This window comes from Cronobacter sp. EKM101R, from assembly GCF_963888145.1.
Classification (GTDB): Bacteria; Pseudomonadota; Gammaproteobacteria; order Enterobacterales; family Enterobacteriaceae; genus Cronobacter; species Cronobacter turicensis.
Window position 1 is genome coordinate 106419 of sequence record NZ_CAWPHW010000023.1, and the last position, 26707, is coordinate 133125.

The 26707-nt window shown below is 60.8% G+C and carries 22 protein-coding genes; 13 read left to right on the top strand and 9 right to left on the bottom strand.

The window, feature by feature from the left end:
* Window positions 1–70: 70 nt before the first annotated feature.
* Window positions 71–1024: a GlxA family transcriptional regulator gene (locus tag AACV31_RS13125; RefSeq protein ID WP_105581414.1), complete on the top strand. Its 954-nt coding sequence runs from the start codon at window positions 71–73 to the stop codon at window positions 1022–1024.
* Here the strand turns inward: AACV31_RS13125 and AACV31_RS13130 are convergent.
* From AACV31_RS13130 to fdhF, 4 genes are read right to left on the bottom strand one after another with little or no spacing between them, the layout of a single operon-like run.
* Window positions 994–2001: a cytochrome d ubiquinol oxidase subunit II gene (locus AACV31_RS13130; protein WP_165153104.1), complete on the bottom strand. Its 1008-nt coding sequence runs from the start codon at window positions 1999–2001 to the stop codon at window positions 994–996. The genes AACV31_RS13125 and AACV31_RS13130 overlap by 31 nt on opposite strands.
* Window positions 1994–3406, bottom strand: a complete 1413-nt coding sequence (locus tag AACV31_RS13135) for a cytochrome ubiquinol oxidase subunit I (protein WP_165153106.1) — start codon at window positions 3404–3406, stop codon at window positions 1994–1996. Before AACV31_RS13135 ends, AACV31_RS13130 begins: the two co-directional genes overlap by 8 nt.
* A gap of 2 nt (window positions 3407–3408) precedes the next feature.
* Window positions 3409–3897 carry a DUF1641 domain-containing protein gene (locus AACV31_RS13140; protein WP_075197531.1) on the bottom strand — a complete coding sequence of 163 codons (489 nt, stop codon included), beginning with the start codon at window positions 3895–3897 and terminating at the stop codon, window positions 3409–3411.
* A complete protein-coding gene (fdhF, locus tag AACV31_RS13145) occupies window positions 3897–6869 on the bottom strand; it encodes a formate dehydrogenase subunit alpha (RefSeq protein ID WP_165153108.1) in 2973 nt (990 codons plus the stop codon). Before fdhF ends, AACV31_RS13140 begins: the two co-directional genes overlap by 1 nt.
* A 292-nt stretch (window positions 6870–7161) precedes the next feature.
* Between fdhF and mmuP the strand changes: the two genes are divergently transcribed.
* From mmuP to asr, 7 genes are all read left to right on the top strand, one after another.
* Window positions 7162–8562 carry an S-methylmethionine permease gene (mmuP, locus tag AACV31_RS13150; RefSeq protein ID WP_007763896.1) on the top strand — a complete coding sequence of 467 codons (1401 nt, stop codon included), beginning with the start codon at window positions 7162–7164 and terminating at the stop codon, window positions 8560–8562.
* Window positions 8549–9481: a homocysteine S-methyltransferase gene (gene mmuM / locus AACV31_RS13155; protein ID WP_165153110.1), complete on the top strand. Its 933-nt coding sequence runs from the start codon at window positions 8549–8551 to the stop codon at window positions 9479–9481. Before mmuP ends, mmuM begins: the two co-directional genes overlap by 14 nt.
* Before the next feature lie 570 nt (window positions 9482–10051).
* A complete protein-coding gene (gene tauA / locus AACV31_RS13160) occupies window positions 10052–11029 on the top strand; it encodes a taurine ABC transporter substrate-binding protein (protein ID WP_165153112.1) in 978 nt (325 codons plus the stop codon).
* Between the two features lie 9 nt (window positions 11030–11038).
* The gene (gene tauB, locus AACV31_RS13165) at window positions 11039–11818 is read left to right on the top strand and encodes a taurine ABC transporter ATP-binding subunit (protein WP_165153114.1); all 780 of its coding nucleotides are present in this window, start codon (window positions 11039–11041) and stop codon (window positions 11816–11818) included.
* A complete protein-coding gene (tauC, locus tag AACV31_RS13170; protein ID WP_165153116.1) occupies window positions 11802–12629 on the top strand; it encodes a taurine ABC transporter permease TauC in 828 nt (275 codons plus the stop codon). The genes tauB and tauC overlap by 17 nt, the downstream gene beginning before the upstream one ends.
* Complete coding sequence (gene tauD / locus AACV31_RS13175) at window positions 12626–13477, top strand: taurine dioxygenase (protein ID WP_165153118.1); 852 nt, start codon at window positions 12626–12628, stop codon at window positions 13475–13477. Before tauC ends, tauD begins: the two co-directional genes overlap by 4 nt.
* 156 nt (window positions 13478–13633) lie before the next feature.
* Window positions 13634–14023 carry an acid resistance repetitive basic protein Asr gene (gene asr, locus AACV31_RS13180; RefSeq protein ID WP_075197537.1) on the top strand — a complete coding sequence of 130 codons (390 nt, stop codon included), beginning with the start codon at window positions 13634–13636 and terminating at the stop codon, window positions 14021–14023.
* Window positions 14024–14520: 497 nt separating this feature from the next.
* Here asr and AACV31_RS13185 read toward each other — a convergent pair whose 3' ends face one another.
* The 3 genes from AACV31_RS13185 to AACV31_RS13195 form a co-directional block, all read right to left on the bottom strand.
* On the bottom strand, window positions 14521–16239 hold the full coding sequence (locus AACV31_RS13185) for a lysophospholipid acyltransferase family protein (RefSeq protein WP_165153120.1): 1719 nt from the start codon (window positions 16237–16239) through the stop codon (window positions 14521–14523).
* A 137-nt stretch (window positions 16240–16376) separates the two neighbouring features.
* A complete protein-coding gene (hemB, locus tag AACV31_RS13190) occupies window positions 16377–17354 on the bottom strand; it encodes a porphobilinogen synthase (protein WP_012815483.1) in 978 nt (325 codons plus the stop codon).
* A 147-nt stretch (window positions 17355–17501) separates the two neighbouring features.
* Entirely contained in the window at window positions 17502–17999 is a 498-nt protein-coding gene (locus tag AACV31_RS13195) for a CinA family protein (RefSeq protein WP_075197539.1), read from the bottom strand.
* Between the two features lie 398 nt (window positions 18000–18397).
* Here AACV31_RS13195 and AACV31_RS13200 point away from each other — a divergent pair, with 398 nt between their 5' ends.
* A complete protein-coding gene (locus tag AACV31_RS13200; RefSeq protein WP_165153122.1) occupies window positions 18398–21175 on the top strand; it encodes an autotransporter outer membrane beta-barrel domain-containing protein in 2778 nt (925 codons plus the stop codon).
* Window positions 21176–21255: 80 nt separating this feature from the next.
* Window positions 21256–21882, top strand: coding sequence for a helix-turn-helix domain-containing protein (locus tag AACV31_RS13205; protein WP_007764475.1), 627 nt, complete (start codon window positions 21256–21258; stop codon window positions 21880–21882).
* A gap of 34 nt (window positions 21883–21916) precedes the next feature.
* On the opposite strand, the gene ampH is transcribed toward AACV31_RS13205, so the two are convergent.
* On the bottom strand, window positions 21917–23074 hold the full coding sequence (gene ampH / locus AACV31_RS13210) for a D-alanyl-D-alanine-carboxypeptidase/endopeptidase AmpH (protein ID WP_165153124.1): 1158 nt from the start codon (window positions 23072–23074) through the stop codon (window positions 21917–21919).
* 198 nt (window positions 23075–23272) lie between these two features.
* On the opposite strand from ampH, the gene AACV31_RS13215 reads away from it, so the two are divergent.
* The 3 genes from AACV31_RS13215 (at window position 23273) to AACV31_RS13225 (ending at window position 26405) form a co-directional block, all read left to right on the top strand.
* On the top strand, window positions 23273–23806 hold the full coding sequence (locus tag AACV31_RS13215) for an isochorismatase family protein (RefSeq protein WP_165153126.1): 534 nt from the start codon (window positions 23273–23275) through the stop codon (window positions 23804–23806).
* 176 nt (window positions 23807–23982) lie between these two features.
* A complete protein-coding gene (sbmA, locus tag AACV31_RS13220; protein ID WP_165153128.1) occupies window positions 23983–25203 on the top strand; it encodes a peptide antibiotic transporter SbmA in 1221 nt (406 codons plus the stop codon).
* 95 nt (window positions 25204–25298) lie between these two features.
* Complete coding sequence (locus tag AACV31_RS13225; RefSeq protein ID WP_165153130.1) at window positions 25299–26405, top strand: DUF1615 domain-containing protein; 1107 nt, start codon at window positions 25299–25301, stop codon at window positions 26403–26405.
* Here AACV31_RS13225 and AACV31_RS13230 read toward each other — a convergent pair.
* Window positions 26402–26707, bottom strand: a complete 306-nt coding sequence (locus AACV31_RS13230; protein ID WP_007764660.1) for a DUF2755 family protein — start codon at window positions 26705–26707, stop codon at window positions 26402–26404. The two genes, AACV31_RS13225 and AACV31_RS13230, sit on opposite strands and share 4 nt — an antisense overlap.

Consider the following 26707-nt stretch of genomic DNA (forward strand, 5'->3'; position numbering starts at 1 on the left):
AGCGCCGCCCCCTGTTCAGCCAGGCGTGTTTATCGTAAAACGGTGATTCTTCTTCGCCCCGGAGGCGCGTATGCACAAAATAGGGTTTTTACTGGCGGAGGGTTTCCAGCTGCTGGCGCTTTCCACACCTTCGGTGTTTGAATTCGCCAACCTGGTCATCGGCGAGCCGTTTTACGTGCTGGAAACCTGGTCGGAACAGGGCGGGGCGGTGCGTTCATCGGCAGGCGTGACGGTAAGCAGCCAGCCATTGAGTGACGTAGCGCGCGCCGATACCTGGCTTGTGGGCGGCGTCATTAACCCGCTGGAGGCACCCGCCAGCGCAGCGGTGGCGGCGTTTTTGCGTGCGGCGCCCGGCCATTCGCGGCGCATCGCGGGCATCTGCACCGGCGCGTTTGTGCTCGGCGATGCGGGGTTGCTCGACGGCAAACGCGTCACCACCCACTGGGCGCACGCCCAGGCGCTGGAAGCGCGGGTGCCACAGGCGCGGGTGGAATCGGACCGCATCTTTATCACCGACGGCGCGGTCTGGACCTCCGCAGGCATGACCGCAGGGCTGGATATGGCGCTTGGGATGGTGGAAAAAGATCTGGGCGCGGAAGTGGCGCGCGCCGTGGCGCACCGGCTGGTGATGCATCATCGCCGCTCGGGCGGCCAGACGCAGCACTCGGAGATGCTCGCGCTCTCGCCACGATCCGACCGCATCCAGAGCGCGCTGGAATACGCGCGTAAAAACTTAAGCCGGGCGCTGACGGTCGACGAGCTGGCGGATGTGGTGCATTTAAGCCCGCGCCAGTTCAGCCGCCTGTTTCGCGAAGAAACCGGCAAATCACCGGCGAAAGCCATAGAAGGGCTGCGTCTTGAAGCCGCGCGCCTGATGATTGAGCAAAGCCGCCTTTCTATGGACGCCATCGCCCGCGAGGCGGGGTTTCGCGACCGCCGCCATATGCGTGAAGTTTTCGTGCGCGGTTTCGGCGTGCCGCCGCAGGCGCTGCGTCAGGGGCGGTCATCTTCCCGCGCGGCGTGAATCTTGCCGCGAAACACCCAGAACCCCCAGCTGTTATAGATAAGCGTGATGGGGACAAACACGCCGAAGGCTGTCAGCATCAGCTTCTGCGTGGCAGGCGGCGCGGCGGCCTGAATGAGTAAGAGCCTGGGCGGCAGAATAAACGGAAAAACGGCCAGCAGCATGGCGCCGAACGCGGCGATGAACAGTAAGAGCGTCATCGCGAGCGGCAGGAAATCGCGCCGCTGGCGCAGCGCCAGAATCACCCCCGCGAGCGCCAGCATACCCATCGCCACCAGCGGCCCGCTCCAGCGCCACAGTTGCAGGTGCAGCCGGTAGGTCTCATTAAGCTGCACCGTCCAGACCAGCAGCCCCGCCAGCAGCACGGCGGTCAGGATAGCAAGCCACATGGCCTGACGCCGCGCCCAGGCGTTGAGTTCCCCTTCGCAGCGCCAGATAAGCCAGCACGCGCCCAGCAGCGCATAGCCGACGCTGAGCGCTATGGCGCAGAAGACCGAAAAGGGCGACAGCCAGTCCATCGCGCCGCCGGTAAATTTCGCGCCGTCATGCGTGATGCCTTCAACCCACGCGCCCATCGTCGCGCCCTGGCTCAACGACGTCAGCCAGGAGCCTGCGATAAACAGCGCGTCAAACAGGCGCGGACGCAAGTGGCGGTATTCAATCGCCACGCCGCGCACAATCATCGCCAGCAGCATGATATAGACCGGCAGGTAGAGCGCGCTGTAGAGAATGCTGAAAGCGACCGGGAACATCGCCAGCAGCGCGCCGGCGGTCAGCACCAGCCAGGTTTCGTTACCGTCCCAGACCGGCAGCAGCGAAATATTCATCTGCTGGCGCGCCTGCGGCGACTGAAACGGGGCCAGCAGCCCCACGCCGAGATCCGCGCCGTCGAGCAGCACGTAAACCAGCACGCCTGCGGCGAGCGCCCCGGCGCAAAGCAGCGTTAACAGCGGCAGTGAAAGCAGCAGTTCAGTCATCCGAATGCCCCCGCAGGCTGTGCGGCGTCACGCCGCTGCCGGTTTGCGCCGCCACGGCCGGGTTGGCGTCGGGCGTGTCGTCGCCCGGCGGTTTCGCGAGCAGGCGCAGCATAAACCCCATACCCAGCGCGAAAACCAGCAGATAGACCACCACAATCGCGACAAACGAGCCGAGCACCAGCGACGGCGCGATGGGCGAGGCGCTCTCGCGGGTCAGCAACTGCCCGTAGACGGTCCACGGCTGGCGGCCCGTCTCGGTGACGACCCAGCCTGCGAGCATCGCGATAACGCCCGCAGGCGCCATCGCCACCATGCCGCGTTGCAGCCAGCGCGCCTCCCATAACCGGCCACGCAGCCGCACCACCAGCCCGGCGACGCCAAAGAAAATCATCAGAAAGCCGAGCCCGACCATCGCGCGAAACGCGAAGAACACGCCGGGCACCCAGGGCAGTTCGTCCGGCGGATATTGATTCAGGCTGTGAATGGTGCCGGTGAGGTTGTGGCGCAGATAGAGCGAACCGACGGACGGGATCGCCACTTCAAGGTGATTGCGCCGCGCCTCCATATCCGGGATCGCGAACAGCCGCAGCGGCTCGCCTTCGCCAGGCGGCGGCGGGTTCCAGCTGCCTTCCATCGCCGCCAGTTTGACCGGCTGGTGATCGCGGGTGTTTTCGCCATGCAGATCGCCCACCACCGCCTGTAAGGGCGCGAGCGCGAACAACACCCACAGCCCCCAGGAGAACATTCGCCGCGCGCCCGGCTGTTGCGGGCGTTTGAGCAGGTGCCACGCGCCAACCGCCGCCACCAGGCACGCGGTGGCAAGCAGCGCGGCGATGGACATATGCATCAGCCGGTACGGAAAGGACGGGTTGAAAATCACGGCCCACCAGTCAACGGGCTGAAAACGGCCATCGGGCCCGATGATGAAACCTGCGGGCGTCTGCATCCAGGAGTTCGCCGACAATATCCAGAAGGCGCTGAACAGCGAGCCTGCCGCCACCACGCAGGTGGCGAGAAAATGCACCCATGGGCGCACTTTCCCCATGCCGAACAGCACCACGCCCATAAAGCCCGCTTCGAGGAAAAACGCCACCAGCACTTCCATGTACATCAGCGGCCCCATCACGGCCCCGGCGCGGCTGGAGAGCTCGCCCCAGTTGGCGCCGAACTGAAATTCCATCAGCACGCCGGTGACGACGCCGACCGCGACGTTCAGCGCAAATACCTTGCTCCAGTACTTATAGAGATCGAGATAGATTTGCTGCCTGCGCCACAGCCACAAGCCTTCCAGCAGCATCAGCCACTGCGCGAGGCCAATCGTCAGCGCCGCCAGCACGATGTGAAATCCAATCGTGAAGGCGAACTGACTGCGCGCCAGAAGCAGCGCGGTTTCCGGGCTAATCATCGTCAGGCATCGCTCGGCTTGCCGGTAAACGATGAGATGGGTTTATCCACCTCCTCTTCCATCCGGCGGGAAAAAGCTTTCAGACCGTTCAGCAGCGGCGTCAGCGAGCGCCACAGCTCGTCGTCATGCAGCATTTTCCAGGCGCCGCGCGCGCCCGGCGCGTCGGTCTGTTCGCTTTCAGGGCGTTCTTCTTCGCGGCTCAGCTCCGCGGCGAAATCGCGCACGCCGAAGGCGAGCTTATACATCCGCTCCGGCGGAATGGTGGAGAGCGCCATCAGCAATACAGAGATATTCTGAATAACGTTCAGCGAGCCTTTGCGGCTCAGACCGTCGATGATGACCTTGATCCACTCGTTGTTGGACGCCACCAGATCGTTGGTCAGGCGCAGCACGCCATGTTCATGCAGCGTCTGGAGCAGACGTTGCAGCTCTTCGTCCGCCGTCGGGCCGATGTGCGGCGGCTCGGGCTGATAGTCAATCGCTTTGGCCATTAAAATTTCTCCGGGTGAGGTTCCTGCTCGGGCGGCAGGCGATAATCGTCACGCTGCCATTTCTCTTCGACCGGCACGCCCGCCATCGGCGTGCGGGCGCCGTAGCGGAAATTGTGCCGCGGCAGCGGGGAAGGGTGCGGCGCGCGGGAGCGTTTCTCCATTTTCACCGCCAGCTCCTTATACGCGGGCGTATTGACGTCGGGATCGTGGTGCTCGCCGGTGAGCGCGTTAATGCCCGGTTTGCCCTGATGGATGGAGATAAAGAGCGAGGCGCCCGCCACGCGATCGGTGATGACCACCGGCACCTCCAGCGAGCCGCGCCGCGAGGTGAGCGTCACCCAGTCGCCCTCGCAAAGTTCACGCTCAGCGGCAAGCTGCGGGCTTATCTCCACAAACCAGTCGGGCGACAGCGAGGTTGTGCGCCCGCCGCGGCCGCTCTGGTTGGTCGACTGGAAATGTTCCAGCATGCGTCCGTTGTTAAGCGCCAGATCGTATTCGTCATCCGGCGCTTCGGCGGGCGGCTGCCACTTCAGCGGGTAGAGCACGGCGCGGCCGTCCGGGAAATGAAACCCGTCGGTGTAGAGCAGCGGCGTGCTTTCGCCGTCGGGCTTCACCGGCCAGAGCTGGGAGTTCCAGCCCTCAAGGCGCTCATAGCTGACGCCCGCGAACAGCGTGGCGATACTCGCCGCCTCCGCCATAATTTGCGACGGGTGCGTATAGCCCCAGTTGTGGCCCATACGCGCCGCCAGCTCGGTCAGAATGCGCCAGTCCGGGCGGCTGTCGCCGAGCGGCGGCATGGCTTCATAAAAACGCTGAATGCGCCGCTCGGTATTCACGAACGTGCCGTCTTTTTCGATGCTCGGGCAGGCGGGCAGCACCACATCGGCGAACTGCGCGGTGCGGCTTAAAAAGAGATCCTGCACCACCAGGAAATCGAGGTCGGTAAAGCCCTCGTGCACGTTAGTGCTGTCGGCGTCGGAAAACGCCGTCTCTTCGCCAATGACATACATGGCGCGAACCTGTTTCGTGCGCGCGTGCTCCACCATCTCGAAGTTATCCGAGCCCACGTCCAGCGACAGTTTTTCCGGCGCGACCCCCCAGGCGTTCGCCCATTTGGCGCGTACCTTTTCATCGCTCACCGATTCATAGCCGGGATAGTAGTTTTTCAGACAGCCGAAATCGCTCGCGCCCTGTACGTTATTGTGCCCGCGCATCGGGTAGCCGCCCGTGCCGGGGCGACCGTAGTTGCCGGTGACCAGCAGCAGGTTGGAGAGCGCCGTGCTGGTGTCCGCGCCGTGGCTGTGCTGGGTGACGCCCATCGCCCAGACGATGCAGACGGACGGCGCGTTGCCGATAAGCTCGGCGGCGGCGGTCAGCTCATCCACCGTCAGCCCGGTAATGCCGGCGGCGAAGTCCAGCGTGAACGGCGCGAGTGACTGGCGGTATTCGTCCACCTGGTTGACGTGCGCTGCAAGAAACGCCTCGTCGGCGTAGCCGTGGTCAAACATATAGCGCGCCATCGCTGAGGCCCAGACCATATCGGTGCCGGGGCGAATGCGCAGGTAACGGTCGGCACGCTCGGCCATTTCGTGACGGCGCGGGTCGACCACCAGCAGTTGCTGCCCGTGATGTTTTTTCGCGGCCTTCATGCGCGCGGCGATCACCGGATGGTTCTCGGCAGTGTTGCTGCCGACAATCACAATCAGCGACGCTTTATGCAGATCTTCAATGGTGCCCGCGTCGCCGCCATAACCGACGGTGCGGAACAGCCCTTTGGTGGCCGGGTTCTGGCAGTAGCGCGACGAGTTATCGACGCTGTTCGTGCCAATGATGAGGCGCGCGATTTTCTGCGTCAGATAGGCTTCTTCGTTGCTGCCCTTACTGGAGCCGATAAAGCCGATGGCCTGCGGCCCGTACTGATCGCGGATTGCCAGCAGGCGGCGCGCCACCAGCGCCAGCGCCTCGTCCCAGCTCGCCTCGCGAAACCGGTCGTTCTCGCGGATGAGCGGTGTGGTGAGGCGTGTTTTATCGTTGAGGAAATCCCAGGCGAATTTGCCCTTCACGCAGGTGGAGATGCCGTTGGCGGGCGCGTCGGCGACCGGCTGCACCTTCAGCACGTGGCGGTCGCGCGTCCAGATTTCAAAGCTGCACCCGACGCCGCAGTAGGTGCAGACCGTTTTGGTGCGTTTGATTTCCGGCTGCCGCCAGTGCATGTCCATCACCGAAATACCGGTAATGATCTCCGCTCCGGTGGTGTTTTCGATGGCTTTCACCAGGTCTATCATCGGGCGCTTGAGCGTCTGCTTCATGCTGGTAAACGGCCCGGCGTCCGGCTGCATGGTTTTCTCAAGCAGCGCGTTGCAGGGGCAAACGGTGACGCAATGCCCGCAACTCACGCAGCTGGAGCCGGCGATGGTGTCGCCGCCGTCCCACAGCACGCGCGGGTGCGCCATGGTGTAATCGATGCTCAGCGTCTCGTTGACTTCGACGTTCTGACACGCCTCCACGCAGCGCCCGCACAGAATGCACTGATCCGGGTCGTAGGTGTAAAACGGGTTGGAGTGGTCTTTCACGTAGGGTTTGCGCTGATATTCGTAGCGCTGAATCGGGATATGCATGTCTGCGACGGCGTTGTGCAGGGTGCAGTCGCCGGTGTTGTGTTCGCAGACGGTGCAGTAGAGCTCATGTTTGGCGAGCAGCCTGTCCATCCCTTCGTGCTGCGCCGCCTGTGCCTCGGGCGTGCGGCTGGCGATTTCCATGCCCTGCGCGCTTTTCAGCGTACAGCCGCGCACCAGTTCGCCCTGATATTCCACCCAGCAGACATCGCAGGTTTGCATCGGCTCAAGCGAAGGGTGGTAACAGACGTGCGGCAGCTTTACGTCGCACGCCGTCAGAAAATCGATAAGCGGGATGTTCGCCGGGCCCGTCAGCGGCCTCCCGTCATAAAACAGGGTACAGAGCGACTCTTGCATTGTGCTTCCTCAAACGTGCCTTGCCAGTGCCGCAGGCATGCGCCGCAGCGAATAAGAGCGGCTTCTCCGGTGGGGAGGCGCTCTCGTTATAGTGACTTAAAGGTAGTAACCGCCCTCCGGCTTCGCCAGGCGAGGGTGTTGCGAAGTATGTATGGGGTGAATGACTCACGCGGGCAGGGCGGCCCGGTTGGGGATAAGTGGCTGAGCGCGCGACGGCTTTTGCAATTTCCATCGCTTCCCGGTATAACGTTCAGTTATGGATGTTTAGACGTCTGAACGTATAGAAGGGTTTATGCAGGAATCGCAGCAGCTACAACGCACCATGAAGGCCCGTCATCTGGTCATGCTCTCGCTGGGGGGCGTTATCGGCACGGGGCTGTTTTTTAATACCGGCTATATTATTTCCACGACCGGGGCGGCGGGCACGCTGCTGGCGTATCTTATCGGCGCGCTGGTGGTCTGGCTGGTGATGCAGTGTCTCGGCGAGCTGGCTGTCGCCATGCCGGAGACCGGCGCGTTTCACGTTTACGCGGCGCGCTATTTAGGCCCGGCGACCGGCTATACCGTCGCCTGGCTCTACTGGCTCACCTGGACCGTGGCGCTCGGCTCAAGCTTTACCGCCGCCGGGTTCTGCATGCAGTACTGGTTTCCGCAGGTGCCGGTGTGGATCTGGTGTCTGGTCTTCTGCGTGGTGATTTTCGGGCTTAACGTCTTCTCCACGCGGCTGTTCGCCGAGGGCGAATTCTGGTTTTCGCTCATCAAAGTGGTAACCATCGTGGCGTTTATCCTGCTGGGCGGGGCGGCGATGTTCGGCATTCTGCCGATGAAAGACGGCTCGCCCGCGCCGCTATTCCACAACCTGACCGCCGCAGGCTGGTTTCCTGCCGGGACGCTGCCGATTCTGATGACGATGGTGGCGGTTAATTTCGCGTTTTCCGGCACCGAGCTTATCGGCATCGCGGCTGGCGAGACTGAAAACCCGCAGCAGGCCGTGCCGGTCGCGATTCGCACGACCATCGTGCGGCTGGTGATTTTCTTCCTCGGCACCGTGCTGGTGCTGGCGGCGCTGATCCCGATGGATCAGGCGGGCGTCGTGAAAAGCCCGTTCGTGCTGGTGTTTGAGAAAATCGGCATCCCTTATGCCGCCGATATCATTAACTTCGTGATCCTCACCGCGATTTTATCAGCGGCTAACTCGGGCCTGTACGCCTCCGGGCGGATGCTCTGGTCGCTTGCCAATGAGCGCACGCTGCCGCGCGGTTTCTCGCGCCTTACGCGTCGCGGCGTGCCGCTGACGGCGCTGTCGGTGAGTATGCTGGGCGGCGTGCTGGCGCTGTTCTCCAGCATCGTGGCGCCGGATACCGTCTTCGTGGCGCTCTCGGCGATTTCCGGTTTCGCGGTGGTGGCGGTGTGGCTCAGCATCTGCGCCGCGCATTTTATGTTCCGCCGCCGTCATCTGGCCGAAGGTCGGGCACTCGATGAATTACATTACCGCGCGCCCTGGTATCCGCTGACGCCTGTCCTGGGCTTCGTACTCTGTCTTATCGCCTGCGTCGGGCTGGCGTTCGATCCTGGCCAGCGCATCGCGCTCTGGTGCGGGCTGCCGTTTGTGGCGTTCTGCTACGGCGCGTATTATCTGACGCAATTTTTCCGCACGCGCCGCACCGAGGAGCCTCGCCATGTCGCTGAATAACCCGTTAACCCCTCTTTTAAACCAGCAACCGTTTGTGGTGCTGGACGGCGCGCTGGCGACCGAGCTGGAAGCGCGCGGCTGCAATCTCGCCGACAGCTTATGGTCGGCGAAAGTCCTGATGGAGCAGCCGGAGCTGATTTACGCGGTGCATCTCGATTACTTCCGCGCCGGGGCGCAGTGCGCCATTACCGCCAGCTACCAGGCGACGCCTGCCGGTTTTGCCGCGCGCGGGCTGGATGAGGCGCAGTCGCGGGCGCTGATTGCGCGAAGCGTCGAGCTGGCGCGTCAGGCCCGTGAGGCGTTTTATAAAGAACAGCCGGATGCCGGGCCGCTGCTGGTGGCGGGCTCCGTCGGGCCGTATGGCGCGTATCTGGCGGACGGTTCGGAATACCGCGGCGACTATGCGCTCTCTGCGGCTGAGTTTGCGGATTTCCATCGCCCGCGCGTGGAGGCGCTGCTGGCGGCGGGCGTGGATCTGCTGGCCTGCGAAACGCTGCCGTCGCTCTCTGAAGCCCGTGCGCTCGCCGCGCTGCTGGAAAGCTACCCGCAGGCGCGCGCGTGGTTTACCTTTACGCTTCGCGACAGCGGCCACATCAGCGACGGGACGCCGCTTGCCGACGTCGCGGCCGCGCTCGCGCCGTATCCGCAGATAGTGGCGCTCGGCATCAACTGCGTGGCGCTGGAGAAAACCACCGCCGCGCTGGCGCATCTGCATGACGCCACCCGGTTGCCGCTGGTGGTTTACCCGAACTCCGGCGAGCAGTATGACGCAGTGAGCAAAACCTGGCATCACAGCGGGCACGCCTGCCAGACGCTGGCGCACTATCTGGCGGAGTGGCGCGCGGCGGGCGCGGCGCTGATTGGCGGTTGTTGCCGCACCACGCCTGCGGATATCGCGGCGCTGAACGCGCAGCGTTGAGCATCATTGCCGGGTGCGCTTCGCTTACCCGGCCTACAAAATACGCAGCATGTAGCATGTAGGGCGGGTAAGCGCAGCGCACCCGCCATTTTTACCAGAGGATGGCCTGAATTGTAGGGCGGGTAAGCGAAGCGCACCCGCCAGTTGGGAAGCGCGAGCAGGACACATATAAGAGGCCGGTGAAATCGTTCCGTTCGCCATCACGTCATTTCCCTCTGTGCCTTTCTCTCACGCGAACGTGCAAAAGGGGCTCGCCGCCGCCCCCTCTGCAATCCCGGCTCCCGGCGGAAATCGGCCCTCATGGGCCGATTTTTTTTAGCCGGAGCAAAACCATTCCCATTACCGTTAATTTATTTTGAAATGTAGGGCGGGTAAGCGAAGCGCACCCGCCATTTTTACCAGAGGCTAACCTAAGACTCCTTCACCGCTTCCCACCGCACAAAATTCGCTAACCTTTGCCGGTTTTTTTCTAAAAACGATTCGGCATTAACGATGCTTTTTTATTCCTTTATCTGACGTCCCGCGCCGGAAATACTGCCCCTATAACAAGAGACTACAGGGGCAGACAGTATGGCAATCACATCGCGTATTACGCTCATCGGCGCGCTGGCGCTGTGGGCATTTCAGGCACAGGCGGTGGACGTCACCGTCGCTTACCAGACGTCCGCCGAGCCCGCCAAAGTGGCGCAGGCGGATAACACCTTTGCCAAAGAAAGCGGCGCCACGGTGGACTGGCGTAAATTCGATAGCGGCGCCAGCGTGGTGCGCGCGCTCGCCTCAGGCGACGTGCAGATAGGCAATATCGGCTCCAGCCCGCTGGCCGTCGCGGCAAGTCAGAATGTCCCCATCGAAGTCTTCCTGCTCGCCTCGCAGCTCGGCAACTCCGAGGCGCTGGTCGTGAAAAAATCGATTCGCACGCCGCAGGATCTTATCGGTAAACGCATCGCCGTGCCGTTTATCTCCACCACGCACTACAGCCTGTTGGCGGCCCTGAAACACTGGGGTATCCGCCCGGATCAACTGAGCATCGTTAACCTTCAGCCGCCCGCCATTATCGCCGCCTGGCAGCGGGGCGATATCGACGGCGCCTACGTCTGGGCGCCAGCCGTCAACGCGCTGGAAAAAGAGGGCACCGTACTGACCGACTCCTCGGAAGTCGGGAAATGGGGCTCGCCGACGCTGGATGTCTGGGTGGTGCGTAAAGATTTCGCCGAAAAACACCCCGACGTGGTGACCGCGTTTGCCCGCAGCGCGCTGGCGGCCCAGCGGGGATATCTCGACGATCCCGACGGCTGGCTGAAGCAGCCGGATTATCTGGATAAGCTCGCGCGCTTAAGCGGCGTGCCGCAGACCGATGTGCCGGGGCTGGTGAAGGGCAATACCTACCTTACCGCTCGCCAGCAGGTGGAGCAGCTTAACGGGCCGGTGAATCAGGCGATTGTCGATACCGCCGCGTTTTTAAAAGCGCAGGGCAAAGTGGCGCAGGCCGGGCAGGATTACCGCGCGTTCGTCACCGATCGCTTTGTGAAGCCGCTGGCTCAGCCGTAAGGGGGCGCGATGCTACAGGTCTCTCACCTTCACGCCAGTTTCGACGACAAGCCCGCGCTTGCCGATATCAGCCTGACGCTCAATGACGGCGAGCTGCTGGTGGTGCTCGGCCCGTCCGGCTGCGGCAAAACCACGCTGCTGAATCTCATCGCCGGGTTTTTACCGGTGGAAACCGGCAGCATTACGCTCGACGGCCGCGCCGTCACCGGGCCGGGCGCCGACCGCGGCGTGGTGTTTCAGCATGAAGGGCTGCTGCCGTGGCGCAGCGTGCTCGATAACGTCGCGTTTGGGTTGCAGCTTCAGGGCGTCGGTCGTGAAGCACGCCGCGCGCTGGCGCGGCAGATGCTCGCGAAAGTGGGGCTTGAGGGCGCGGAAAATCGGTTTATCTGGCAGCTTTCCGGCGGGCAGCGGCAGCGCGTCGGCATCGCCCGCGCGCTGGCCGCCGACCCGCAACTGTTGCTGCTGGATGAGCCCTTCGGCGCGCTGGACGCCTTTACGCGCGAGCAGATGCAGACGCTGCTGCTGCGCCTGTGGGCGGGGAGCGGCAAAAAAGTCCTGCTGATTACGCATGACATCGAAGAAGCCGTGTTTATGGCGACCGATCTCGTGCTGCTGTCGCCGGGGCCGGGGCGCGTGCAGGAGCGGCTGAGCCTTGATTTTGCGAGGCGGTTTGTCGCGGGCGAACCGGCGCGCGCGATCAAATCCGATCCGGCGTTTATCGCCCGTCGCGAATATGTCCTGAACCGGGTCTTTGAACTACGGGAGAGCGCCCATGAGCGTACTGATTAACGATAACGCAACGCGTGCGCCGGTGCGCCGCCGCCGTGTGGCCGCGCGTCCGGTGACGATAAGCCTCGCCACGCTTGCCACGCTGCTGGCGCTCTGGTGGGCGGCGACGGCGCTGCAACTGGTGAGTCCGTTGTTTCTGCCCGCACCGCAGCAGGTGCTGCGCCAGCTCCTGACGATTGCCGGGCCGCAGGGCTTTATGGACGCCACGCTCTGGGCGCATCTTGGCGCGAGTCTCGGCCGGATGCTGACCGCGCTGCTGGCCGCGGCGCTTATCGGCATTCCGGTAGGCATCGCCATGGGGCTGAACCCGACGCTGCGCGCTATTCTCGATCCGCTGATCGAGCTATACCGGCCCATTCCGCCGCTCGCCTATCTGCCGCTGATGGTTATCTGGTTCGGCATCGGCGAGACCTCCAAAGTGCTGCTGATCTATCTGGCGATTTTCGCCCCGGTGGCGATGTCGGCGCTCGCGGGCGTAAAAAGCGCGCAACAGGTGCGCATTCGCGCCGCGCAATCCTTAGGCGCGAGCCGCTGGCAGTTGCTGTGGCATGTGATTTTGCCCGGCGCGTTGCCGGAGATTTTAACCGGCCTGCGCATCGGGCTTGGGGTCGGCTGGTCGACGCTGGTCGCCGCCGAGCTTATCGCCGCCACGCGCGGGCTTGGGTTTATGGTGCAGTCCGCCGGTGAGTTTCTGGCGACAGACGTCGTGCTGGCGGGCATCGCGGTGATAGCCCTGGTGGCTTTTATTTTAGAACTGGGGCTGCGCGCGCTGACGCGCCGTCTGACGCCCTGGCATGGAGAAACGCAATGAGCGAACGCATAACCATCACGCCGCTGGGGCCGTATATCGGCGCCCTGGTTTCCGATATCAACCTGGCGCGACCGCTGAACGACAGCCAGTTCGAGCAGCTGTATCACGCGCTCATTCGCCATCAGGTGCTGTTCGTGCGCGACCAGCCGATGACTCCGCAACAGCAACGGGCGCTGGCGATGCGCTTTGGCGATCTCCATATCCACCCGGTTTACCCGCATGCGGAAGGGGTGGAGGAGATTATCGTGCTGGATACCCATAACGATAACCCGCCGGATAACGATAACTGGCACACCGACGTGACCTTTATCGATACGCCGCCTGCGGGCGCGATCCTGGCGGCCAAAGCGCTGCCGCCCACCGGCGGCGATACGCTCTGGACGAGCGGCATCGCGGCTTTTGAGGCGCTCTCCGCGCCCTTTCAGCAACTGTTAAGCGGCCTGCGCGCCGAACACGATTTCCGTAAGTCGTTCCCGGAGTGGAAGCATACGAAAACGGCGGAGGAGCATCAGCGCTGGCTCACGGCGGTGGAGAAGAATCCGCCTCTGTTGCACCCGGTGGTGCGCACGCATCCGGTGAGCGGCAAACAGGCGCTGTTTGTGAACGAAGGCTTTACGACGCGCATTGTCGATGTGTCGCCCAAAGAGAGCGATGCGCTGCTGAGTTTTCTTTTCGCGCACATTACAAAGCCGGAGTTTCAGGTGCGCTGGCGCTGGCAGGAAAACGACGTGGCGCTGTGGGATAACCGCGTAACGCAACACTATGCCAACGCCGATTATCTCCCCGCCCGGCGCGTGATGCACCGCGCGACGATCCTCGGCGATAAGCCCTTTTACCGGGCCGGTTAATCTGCGGGCGCTACGGCGCCCTTTCTTTTACGCAGCGCTTGTACATTCGGTTACACGCCGATACCAATCACTCACTGAAGCGGCGGTATGGGTTCTCTATAGTGATTTCCAGAGCCCCGACGCGGGGTAACTAAAAGCCAATTCGAGGGTATAGAGATGAAAAAAGTATTAGCGCTGGTTGTTGCCGCCACTATGGGTCTGTCTGCTGCTGCGTTCGCTGCTGATAACACCGCTGCACCGGCTCCGGCTGCTGCTGCAACCACCACCACTGCTGCGCCGGCTAAAGCGCCTGCGGCTAAAACGCATCACAAAAAATCGCATAAAAAAGCTGTTGAGCAGAAAGCTCAGGCTGCGAAAAAACACCACAAAAAAGCCGCTGAGCAGAAACCGGCTGCTGAGCAGAAAGCCCAGGCTGCTAAAAAGCACCACAAAAAAGCGGCCGCTCAGAAACCGGCTGTAGAGCAGAAAGCTCAGGCTGCGAAAAAGCACCACAAAAAAGCAGTAAAACATGACGCTGCTAAACCGGCTGCCCAGCCTGCTGCATAAGTTGTACGATTCCCCCAGTAATTAAAAACACCCGGCTTGCCGGGTGTTTTTTTATGGCTGGCGTTCAGGCTGGCTGACTGGTGGGTGCGGCTTCGCTTACCCACCCTACGATGAGCATTGTTCTGTTTGTAGGGCGGGTAAGCAAAGCGCACCCGCCGTTCGGGGTTTCTCGATCTCGTTCAGAAAGAGCGTCGGTATGAGAGAATATATACCAGGGCGGTGAATAGGTTCCGTTCGCCATAAAGTCACCTTCATATGGGCGCTTTGCTCACGCGAACGTGCAAAGGGGGCTCGCCGCCGCCCCCTTTGCAATCCCGGCTCCCGGCGGAAATCGGCCCTGAGGGGCCGATTTTTTTTAGCCGGAGCAAAACCATCCACTTTACCAACCGATTAACGCCCGCGCGGAAAAAACGGTGGGTGCGCTTCGCTTACCCACCCTACGGGCGAAACATAATTTGTAGGGCGGGTAAGCGAAGCGCACCCGCCAACAACACCGATTACGGCGATTCAACCGCGGGCGCAGGCGCGCCGATATACCGCTCCCGACGTGACGCTTTAAGACGCGTTAAATCCACTAACACCAGTCCGTCCACACAATCGTTAAACGCCGGATCGCTGCCGAAATCGATAAACTGCACGCCGCCGGGCTCGCACAGCTCTGAATATTGCTTGTAAAGCGGCGGAATACCGCACCCCAGATTCCCCAGCAGCGACTTCAGCCGCGTTAAATCTTCCTGATAACTTTCGCCGCCAAACTGCGCCAGCGCCTCCGGCAACGACACCGGGTAAGGGCGGCGCGAGGCGGCGAGCGGATGCTGCGCCGGGAACCAGAGCCGGTAGAACGCCACCAGCAGATCCCGCGCGGCAGGCGGCAGGCCGCCGGATATCGACACCGGCCCGAAGAGATAACGGTATTGCGGGTAGCGCGCCAGATACGCGCCGATGCCCGACCACAAATAATCGAGCCCGCGACGTCCCCAGTACTGCGGCTGGATAAAGCTGCGGCCAAGCTCAATTCCCTGGCTTAAGATCGCCTCCATCCGATCGTCATAGTGAAACAGGCTGTAGCTGTAAAGCCCCTGCGGCCCGCGCTGCGCCACCTGGGGCGCGGTCGGGATAAACCGGTACGCGCCGACAATTTCCAGCGCCGCGTCGTCCCACAGCACCAGATGCCAGTAATCGTCATCATAGGCGTCGGTGTCGCGCCGTTTGCCGCTGCCTTCGCCGACGGCGCGAAAGGCGATTTCGCGAAGCCGCCCCAGCTCGCGCAGCACCGGGGCTTCTTCCATGCCGTTGCGTCGCCACAGATAAATCGTTTTGCCGTCCGGCGTCTCGCCCAGCGTCTCCGCCTGGGCCAGCGCCCGGCGCAGCACGGCCCGGTCTTCCGGGCGTGCGATGGCGCATTCGGTTTTAAAGCAGCCCGGCTGCCCTTTGCCGAGACGCGACACGTGCAGGCGAAAACGCGCCGCCGTGTCGCGCGGGTGCGCGTTTGCGTCATGCCAGGCGCTCCACGGAATTCGCTCGCCGATATTGACCGGCAGCGTCGTGCCGCGTTTGCGAAACATCTCGCGAATAAGCATCAGCATGGCGAGCGGCGGGGCGACCAGCGCCGCGCCATAGAACGCGAGACTGTTGCGCCCGGCGATATGCACCGGCAGCACCGGCGCGTGGTAGCGGCTCGCGAGCTTCACGAAACCGGCGTTCCAGACGCCGTCCTGAATGCCGTCGAGGCCGGGGCGCGATACTTCGCCGGACGGAAAGAAAATCAGCGCGCCGCCGCGCTCAAGATGCGCTTCCATCGCTTTAATGGCGGTTTTGCGGCTGCGGTTGCCGATGTTATCCACGGCGATAAAGAGCGACGACAGTGGCTCCAGATGGCTCAGCATCCGGTTCGCCACCACGCGTACGTCGCGCCGCACGCGGGAGATGGCATAGAGCAGCGCCAGTCCGTCGGCGGTGCCGGTCGGGTGGTTGGCGACGACAACCAGCGGGCCGTTATCCGGGATCTGCTCAAGCGACCGGGCCGGAAGATCGCAGCGAATATCAAGATGTTCCAGCACCTGCTCGACCATATCGAGCCCTTTGAGATGGCGATGCCGGGCGGCGAATTCCTGAAACTCTTGTTCATACAGCAGGCGTTTGAGCGTTTTTTTAAGCCAGGGGGCGGGGGTTTTCTGCGGGTAGAGATCGTCAAGAACGTTATCGATGCTGAACACGGTTGTGTCTCCTCGGGAACCGTCTGCGAACAGTGATAGACCCGGAAGATGACGGCCCGATGTCAGGGGCGTGAAGGAACGGTCACAGCGTGCTGAGGAGGAGACAACGCGGCGGACAGAACGCCCGCCGCGACAGGTCAGAGAATGTTTTTCTCGGCCAGATCGAGCGCGAAGTAGCTGAAGATAAGATCCGCGCCCGCGCGCTTGATGGCGCCGAGGCTTTCGAGGATCACTTTCTCTTCGTCAATCGCGCCCGCCTGGGCGGCGAATTTGATCATCGCGTATTCGCCGCTTACCTGGTAGGCGCCGAGCGGCAGGCTGGTGCGCTCGCGCACGTCGCGCAGGATATCGAGATAAGCGCCCGCCGGTTTGACCATCAGCGCGTCCGCGCCTTCGGCTTCATCCAGCAGCGATTCGCGGATGGCCTCGCGGCGATTCATCGGGCTCATCTGATAGGTTTTGCGGTCGCCTTTCAGCGCGGTGCCCGCGGCTTCGCGGAACGGGCCGTAGAACGATGACGCGAATTTGGTGGAGTAAGAGAAAATCGCGGTGTCCGTGAAGCCCGCGGCGTCCAGCGCCTGGCGAATGGCTTTCACCTGGCCGTCCATCGCGGCGGAGGGCGCGATAAAGTCCGCGCCCGCGGCGGCGGCAACCACAGCCTGACGGCCCAGGTTCACCAGCGTCGCGTCGTTATCCACGCCGTGTTCACACAGCACGCCGCAGTGGCCGTGGCTGGTGTATTCGCAAAAACAGGTGTCTGACATCACGACCATTTCCGGCACGGCGTCTTTGGCGATACGCGACATGCGCGCCACCAGACCGTTTTCATTCCAGGTGTCGCTGCCGCACTCGTCGGTGTGGTGCGAAATACCAAAGGTCATTACGGAGCGGATGCCCGCTTTCGCAATACGCTCAATTTCACGAGCGAGGTATTTCTCCGGAATACGCATCACGCCCGGCATCGCGGCGATCGGTTTGTAGTCGTCCAGCTCTTCCTCAACGAAAATCGGCAGCACCAGATCGTTGCGGCTTAACGAGGTTTCTTCAAACATGGCGCGCAGCGAGGCGTTCTGACGCAGGCGGCGCGGGCGGGAACTCAATGAAAAATCGGCCATAATTGCTTCTTATCAGAGAAATGGGACAGGCTTTATTTTAACCCGAAACAGACAGGGATGTTTGACGATTGTGGGCGCTAAGTCACGCGCCGCCGCAAGGGACAAGGCCTGCCGGGGAGTTTGCACGGGCAGACCCTGACGCGCGCGTTATGAAACGCGTTCCTGGAGCAGCTCAATCAGGCGCTCCAGCGCGAAGACCGCGGCCTGATCGATAACGGTTTTCGGATCGCCGTTGAAGTGACGTTTTTCCGCTACGGTTTCCCCGTCAGGCATACCCCAGCCAAACCACACGGTGCCCGGCGGCGTGCCGTCTGAGCCGCCAGATGGCCCGGCATAACCGCTTACCGCGAGGCTGACATCTTCGCCCGAGCGCTCGCGGGCGCCGGCGGCCATTTCATGCACCGTCTGCTCGCTGACGGCGGTATACAGGCGCAGCGTCTCTTCTTTTACGCCCAGCATGCGCTGCTTGGCTTCATTGGTGTAAGTGATAAAACCGCTCGAATAAAACGCAGTGGTATCTTCGGTGGCGCACAGGGAGTAGGTCACAAGCCCGCCGGTGCAGGATTCCGCGGTCGCCAGACGAAGCTTGTGCTGACTGAGCCAGATACCGGCCTGTTTCGCGGCGTGCTGAAGTTTTTCGTTCATTCGATTCACGTTCTCCATGCCATTAAGATATTCACATTATAGATGAGTATTACGCAGGTAATGGGAAAAGTGCCGGTAACGCAGCGGCGCGCTTTTTTTATAAGTGGTGGCTATTTTATTTTTTAAGCCAATAATCCATGGCAGGATATTAAAATGGATAATCATTTTGCGGCGATTTAAAAAGCCTGCAGAAGACCAGGCGAGAGCGCAAAGGGCGATGAGGAAAAACCAGGTTTTATTCTTAAAGAATAAGCGAGTGTGGAACCGTACAATCCGTAAAGAAGAATTGAACCTTTAATTTTCCAGCGTGCATAATTTTGTCGTTAATACATCACGCTTGTATTACGGCACACCATTTGATGGACCAACTTTGTGACGTCCCTGAGGAGGGATGATAAATGCACTCCTGGAAAAAGAAACTTGTAGTCTCACAATTAGCCGTGGCCTGCACGATGGCTATCGCTTCTCAGGCCTCCGCTGCCACGGATATTTCAGGCAAAAGCTACGACACGTTTTATTATGACGGCGGCATTATGTATCAGGGCTATGTCGGTTACGATTATGGCGCTGATTATTATAACGGCAATATTTATCCGCAAATTTCCGGCGCGCATGTCGATGGCGTTATTTCCACCTGGTATCTCGATGACGGCACCAGCAATAATGCTAACCGCAACGCGCTAACCATTAAAGACAGCACCATTCACGGGATGATCACCTCTGCATGCATGACAGACAACTGCGATAACCGCACCGGAGATTATCGCTATAATCGTCTCGCATTAACTGTCGATAATTCCACCATCGACGATGATTTCGAACACTACACCTATTATAACGCCGACGATAAAACGACGGCGTCTCAGGATATTTTTAACCTTGGCACCGCTATTACGCTGGATCAGGAAACCGATTTGGTTATCCAGAATAATTCCCATGTCGCAGGTATTACTCTGACGCAGGGGTATGAGTGGGAAGATAATCAGGACGTCACTTCTTCTACCGGCGCAAATAGCAGCGAGATTTTTAATAACAGCATTGTGGTAAAAGATTCTGTTTTGAGCTCCGGCTCATGGACGGATGAAGGCACCGACGGTTTTTATGGCCACACCGGTAAAGCCAGCGATTACGACAACGCCATTACCGCTGACGATATTGCGCTGGCCGTGGTCGCCAGTCCGGGGGCGGATAACGCGATGCAGACGACGGCCGCTTTCGATCGGTCAACGATTAACGGCGACATCTATTTCGAAAGCACCTTTGATGAAAACTTTGGCGGTTATGACCGCACCACGCTGGATGAAAACGGCAACCCGGTGACCACGCACGTTGACGCTTATGACGTGAACGGCGACGGCACGCTGGATTCCAACGGCTGGGATAACACCGACCGCCTGGACGTGACGCTCACCAACGGCAGTAAATGGGTAGGCGCGGCGATTTCTAACGTGGAAGCGACCGCCGAGCTGTATGACTATCAGCCGAACAGCCTCTGGCCTGGCTCTACTTTTGGCATCGAAGACAGCGACACCGCGTTTAACGAAGCGGGCCACGTGACGGGGAACGAGGTTTACCAGAGCGGTATTTTCAACGTGACGCTGCAAAACGGCTCCGAGTGGGATACCCGCAAAGCCTCGAACATCGACGCGCTGGCGGTCGATAACTATTCGCAGGTGAATGTCGAAAGCTCATCGCTGCTGGCGGATTCCATCACGCTGACCAATGCTTCAACCCTTAACATCGGCGACGATGGCGCGGTGGCGACGGATTCACTGACGCTGGACAGCGGCAGCCAGGCGACGCTCACGGAAGATACCGCGTCGCTGTACGCCAACACGCTGACCATCGATAACGGCGCGCAGCTCAATCTCGGGCTCGGCCAGGTGGATGCCGATAATGTCGTGCTGACCGACGACGGCGTGCTGAATGTGGCGAGCCGCGACTACGTGCTGGACGCCTCCCTGAATAACGCGCGGTACGTCACCAACGATCCGAATCAGCCGGATTATGACGAAGGTGTGATTGCGCTCAATTCAGACGGCCATCTGGCGGTGAACGGCGATGTGGCGGGCAATTATCGGGTGCGTATCGATAACGCCACCGGCGCGGGCGCGGTCGCGGACTATAACGGCAACGAAGTGCTGCGCGTATATGACGATAACGACGCCACCTCGGCGCGTTTTACCGCCGCCAACAAAGCGGATTTGGGCGCGTACACCTATGAAGCGCAGCAGCAGGGCGACACCGTGGTGCTGAAACAGCGCGAGCTGACCGACTACGCCAATATGGCGCTGAGTATTCCTTCCGCCAATACCAATATCTGGAATCTGGAGCAGGATGTGCTGAGCACACGCCTCGCGCAGGGACGCCATACCCCGGCGGATACCGGCGGCGCGTGGGTGACGTACTTCGGCGGCAACTTTAACGGCGATACCGGCGAGCTGAGCTATGACCAGGATGTGAATGGCCTGATGGTCGGTATTGATAAACAAGTGGAAGGCAATCACGCGAAATGGATGATCGGCGCGGCGGCAGGCTTTGCGAAAGGCGATATGGACGATCGTACCGGCAGCGTCGATCAGGACAGCCAGTCCGCGCGCCTGTACTCTTCCGCGCAGTTCGCTAATAACGTGTTCCTCGATTCCAGCCTGAGCTACAGCCATTACAGCAATGACCTGAGCGCGGTGATGAGCAACGGCGAAGCGGTGTCCGGCGATGCGTCCTCTGACGCCTGGGGCTTTGGCCTGAAACTGGGCTATGACTGGCAGTTTAATCAGCAGGGCTACCTGACGCCGTACGCCAGCATTTCCGGGCTGTTCCAGGATGGCGACGGCTATCAGCTGAGCAACGACATGCGCGTCAACAGCCAGTCGTATGACAGCCTGCGCTATGAGCTGGGGGCGGATCTCGGTTACACGTTCAATTACGGTAACGATCAGGCCTTCACGCCTTACGCGAAACTGGCTTACGTCTATGACGACGCAAACGGTAATAACGCCGACGTGAACGGCGACAATATCGATAACGGCGTTGAAGGCTCCGCCGTGCGCGCAGGGCTTGGCGGTAAGTTCAGCTTCACGAAAAACTTCAGCGCCTATGCCGATGCGAACTACCTGGGCGGCGGCGATGTGGATCAGGACTGGGCCGCCAATGTCGGCGTCAAATATACCTGGTAATCTCGTCAGTTAGCGTCAAAAGCTGCCTGTCCCGCGCGGACAGGCAGTTCCCTCCAACACACCTGAAATGGATATCTCGCGTGTTAGATCTGGTCAAACCCTTACATCATCTCGACGCCCTTCAGCGTCATCTCGGCCCGGCAGGAACGCCTTTTGATATTGACGCCCATTGTGAGCTTTCGTTTATCAACGAGCAGGGCGAGCAGCAGTGCTGGTTTTTTAAGGAAGGAAGCCTCAATGTCTGGCGTGAGCAAAACCATATCCACGTCGATTTAATGACCTCGCCGCTCTATTTAAGCTTTTCCGACGCGGTGATCCCGGATCCGCTGCGCTATACGCTGGTGACCGAAACGCCGTGTCGCGGTTTTCGTATGCCGGTGCGGCGGGCTATCGATATCATCGAACACCGCCAGCTGTGGAAAGCCTTCTGCCACTGGCAGACCTGGCTGATGCGCTGGTTTGAGTGGCGCGACGCGCAGTTTATCGGCACCACGACCTATTCGCAGATCCGCGCCACGCTCTTGACGATGGCGGGCTGGAGCCCGGAGGTGCGCGCTCAGGTCGGCGTCATTCACCATATTCAGAACCACACCCACATTTCCCGTTCGGTTATCGCCGAGGTGCTCGCCGAGCTGCGCAAGGGCAAATACATTGAGATGCAGAAGGGAAAGCTGGTGGCGGTGAATAAGCTGCCGCTCAATTACTGAAAGACAACGGCGCCGCGGGGGCGCCGTCTGGCGATTACAGGGCGGGCGTCTGGCGCGGCGTGTTGCCGCTAAGCTCAGTCACCAGATCGTTTACCCCGTCGCTCATGTTGGTAAAGCGCGTCAGCGGCGAGCGGGTCACCACCACAAAAGCGCCGATATTGCTCTGCGGCACCATTGCCATATAGGTGATAAACCCGCCGCCGCCGCCAGTTTTCTGAATGATGCCGGGGCGGCCGTCTTTCGGCGCCATGTAGACCCAGCCCAGCCCCAGCGCGTCCGCTTTGCCCGGCACATCCATGCCGATGACGCGCGTAAGCTGCGTGCGCTGATAAATAAGCGTCTGCATGCGGTCTGCCTGCGCGCTGCGGCGATGGAAATCGGACGCCAGGAACTGCTGCATCCAGCGCATCATATCGTCTGGCGTGGAGTAAACGCCGCCGCTGCCGATGGCCGCCAGCGTGTTATTGCACGGGCTGGCGCCTTTTTCCGCCACCATCAGGCGCTTGCACTGATCGGGCGACGGCGTAAAGGTGGTGTCTTTCATGCCGAGCGGGCGAGTTATCTGCTCTTCAAACAGCTGGGTGTAAGGCTTGCCCGCGGCGTTAGCCAGCGCATCGGCCAGCAAGTCGAAAGCCAGATTAGAATAAGAGGCCGTGGCGCCAGGCGCCGCTTTTAACGTGGCGGTGGAAAGCCACTGCCAGCGCTGTTCGCGCGTCGGCCAGACAAACACCGCGCGTTTTGCCGCGCCGCCGGGCTGTTCGCGGGGCAGGGCGCTGGTATGCGTGGCGAGGTTCACCAGTCTAATCGGCTCGCCCTGATACGTCGGCACGCGCGCGCCGGGCGGCGCGTAGCGGCTTAGCGGATCGTCAAGCTTCACCACGCCCTGATCGAGCATTTTCACCAGCATTTCGCTGGTCATCAGTTTGGTGAGCGAGGCGATGCGGATAACCGAGTCGAGCTGCGGGCGCACGTTATTGCCGGGGCGCGTTTCGCCGAAGCTTCGGAACACGCGCTGGTTGCCGTCAATCACGACAATCGCCATGCCGGTCGCGCCGCTGCCGTAGAAAATATGGTTAGCGTAACGGTCAACGATATCGGACGCGAAGACCGGGTCGGGCGAGGTTGGCGCGGCCTGGGCCGCAGAAAAGGCTGCGCTTATCAGCAGGGCGCAGGAGAGCAGACAACGTTTCAACGAAGCAATCCATTCAGTGAACGAGAATAGAGGGTATTTATACTACTGCGCGCGGATCTGCAAAGGCCGGAAAAGCGCGTCAACGACCGAAAAAACGTAACGATGCGTAACAGCTCGTTTTTTTGCGCAAAATTTTTCCAGCGGTGCTTCGCGTATCGCCTGTGATAATCTCCTGCTTTCCCTGAAAAGGAGTGCGTGATGGCTGTACCACGGGTTGTGATGGTTATCGATATGCAGAACGGCGTTTTCGCCACGCCGCGTTTTGACCGCGAAGGGCGCGTCGCCCGCATCAATCAGCTGATGGCGGGCGCGGAGCAGGTCATCATTATTCAGCATACGGAGCCGGGCGGGCTGGAAGAAGACTCGCCGGGGTTTGCGTTTCTGCCAGAGCTTAACGTGCCGCCGAATGCCTTACGCGTGACCAAAACCGCCTGCGACGCCTTTTACCGCACGCCGCTTGAAGCGCTGCTGCGCGAGCACAATATCAGCGCGTTTGTGGTATGCGGCTGCGCCAGCGACTACTGCGTGGATACCACCATCAAACAGGCGGCGAGCCGCGGCTTTCAGCTGACCATCGCCCGCGACGCCCATACCACCGCCGATCGCCGCGCGGCCACCGCCCCGGTGCTTATCGAGCATTACAACGACGTGTGGAGCACCCTGACGGTGCCGGACAACCCGCTGCGCGTCGTGGCTACCGACGATATTTTGCGCGCCTGGCAGGCGAACTAAACGGCGCGCGTTTTGTCTCAACACGTCGCAGAGGGCTGGCGCGCCGTTACACGTCCGGAAACACTCCGGGCGGCGCTGTCGTCGTCTGCGGCGTTACACTCAAGACCCCCTGCCGCGAGGGCAGGACACAAGCCATACAGCAACAGCAAAAACAAAAATATTTGCAGGAGTGATTGATGTTTAAATCCTTTTTTCCTCGTCCCGGCGCTTTTTTTCTTTCGGCGCTGATCTGGGCGATGATTGCCGTCGTCGTCTGGCAGATGGGCGGCGGCTGGCTTGCCGAACGGTTTGGCGTGACGGGCGAACTGCCCATCAGCGCGGCCCGTTTCTGGTCGGGCAATTTTATCCTTTTCTACGCTTACTACGCGCTGTGCGTGGGGCTGTTCGCCGCCTTCTGGCGCGTCTATTGCCCGCACCGCTGGCAGCGCTGGTCGGTGCTGGGTTCGGCGCTGCTGATCTTCGTCACCTGGTTTATGGTGGAGCTGAGCGTCGCCATTAACGCCTGGTACGCGCCGTTCTTCGATCTGATCCAGACGGCGCTCGGCGCGCCCAATAAAGTCAAAATCGGCCAGCTTTACAGCGGTCTCATGGTGTTTCTGGGGATTGCGCTTATCTACGTCACGGTCGGCGTGATGAATAACTTCTTTATCAGCCACTATATTTTCCGCTGGCGCACTGCCATGAATGAATACTACATGGAGCACTGGCAGCGTCTGCGCCATATCGAAGGCGCCGCGCAGCGTGTGCAGGAAGACACTATGCGTTTCGCCTCCACGCTTGAAGATATGGGCGTGTCGCTGCTGAAAGCCGTGATGACGCTGATTGCTTTCCTGCCTGTGCTGGTGGCGCTCTCGCCGCATGTGAAAGAACTGCCGGTCGTGGGCGAAGTGCCTTATGGGCTTGTGATCGCCGCGATTGTCTGGGCGCTGATGGGCACCGGCCTGCTGGCGCTGGTCGGGATCAAACTGCCGGGCCTGGAGTTTCGCAACCAGCGCGTTGAGGCGGCCTATCGTAAAGAGCTGGTTTACGGCGAAGACGATCCGACGCGCGCCGATCCGCACACGGTGCAGGCGCTGTTCAGCAACGTGCGCTACAACTATTTCCGGCTCTACTTCCATTACACCTATTTCAACATCGCCCGCATTCTCTACCTGCAGGTGGATGCGATTTTCGGCCTGTTTTTGATGTTCCCGTCGATTGCGGCAGGGTCGATTACGCTCGGGCTGATGTCGCAGATAGGCAACGTGTTTGGCGAAGTGCGCGGCGCGTTCCAGTATCTGATTAGCTCCTGGACCACGCTTGTGGAACTGATGTCTATCTACAAACGTCTGCGCAGCTTTGAACGCACGCTGAACGATAAACCTGACCCCGAACCTGAAGCGCAGGAAGCGCTGTAAGGGCGTTTGCCGCTGCGTCTTCGGAGCGATCCGCTTTTCGCGGCGGCAAAAACGTGGCAGGGTAAACGCCCTGAACCCCGCCAGACAGGATTATCATGGCCGCCACGTTTGTCTTGCCCGCCCGCTTTCGTCCTCTTACGCTCGTCGCGCTGCTGACGCTCGCGGGCTGTACCAGCCAGACCACGACCACCGAAAAGGGCGCGAAACCGCTCGACGTGCGCGCCGTGGTAAAGCAAAAAATGCCGGCGAGCGTGAAAGACCGCGACGGCTGGGCGCGTGACATCGCCCGCGCGTTTGAGACGCAGAAAATCCCGGCGACCGAAGAGAATATCTGTTCGGTGCTGGCGGTGGCGGAGCAGGAATCGAATTACCAGTCCGACCCGCAGGTGCCGGGGCTTGGCAATATCGCCTGGAAGGAAATTGAGCGCCGCGCCGGTAAACTGCACATTCCCGCCTTTGTGGTGCGCACCGCGCTGCTTATCAAATCTCCCAACGGCAAAAGCTACAGCGAGCGGCTCGATAACGTGAAATCCGAGCGCGAGCTGAGCGCGATTTTCGATGATTTTATCGGCATGGTGCCGCTCGGCCAGACGCTGTTTGGCAACTTAAATCCGGTACATACCGGCGGGCCGATGCAGGTCAGCATCGCGTTTGCCGAGCAGCACGAACGCGGCTATCCGTATGACATTGACGGCACGCTGCGCCAGGAGGTCTTTACGCGTCGCGGCGGGTTGTGGTTTGGCATTTACCATCTGCTGAACTATCCGGTCGATTATTCGCGCCCGCTCTATCGCTTCGCGGATTTCAACGCGGGCTGGTATGCGAGCCGCAACGCGGCGTTTCAGAATGCGGTCAGTAAAGCGAGCGGCGTTAAACTGGCGCTTGATGGCGATTTGATTCGCTATGACAGCAATGAGCCGGGCGCTACCGAAAACGCGGTGCGTAAGCTTGCCGACAGGCTGGATATGAGCGAGAGCGAGATCCACCGGGCGCTGGCGAAAGGGGATAGCGAGGATTTCAGCGACAGCGCGCTGTACAAAAAAGTCTTTGCGCTGGCGGATAAACGCGCGGGCCGCGCATTGCCGCGTGAGTTACTGCCAGGTATTCAACTGGAAAGCCCGAAGATCACGCATAAGCTCACCACAGCGTGGTTTGCAAAGCGTGTGGACGACCGTCGGGCACGCTGTATGAGTAAAGGTTAAAAGCGACGACGTCGCAGGCGGAAGAAAAACGCCATGACCATCGCAAAGACGCAGCCTGCGAGAAACGGCACCAGTGCAAAGATGGTGCCGACAGCGAGCCCCATTTTGATTTGCGGACGACCGTTTTCCTGCATTTGCATCAGATTATCCAGAACGCCTGGCGCATGCACCACGACATTCAGGAGTTGCGCGCCAACCCAGAAAGAGAACAGTACAAACAGCGCGTAGGCGAGGTTGCCGAGCGCGGTGGATCTTCCTGGTTTCCCGGCGATTATGGGTTTGGGTAACGATATCTCAGCCAT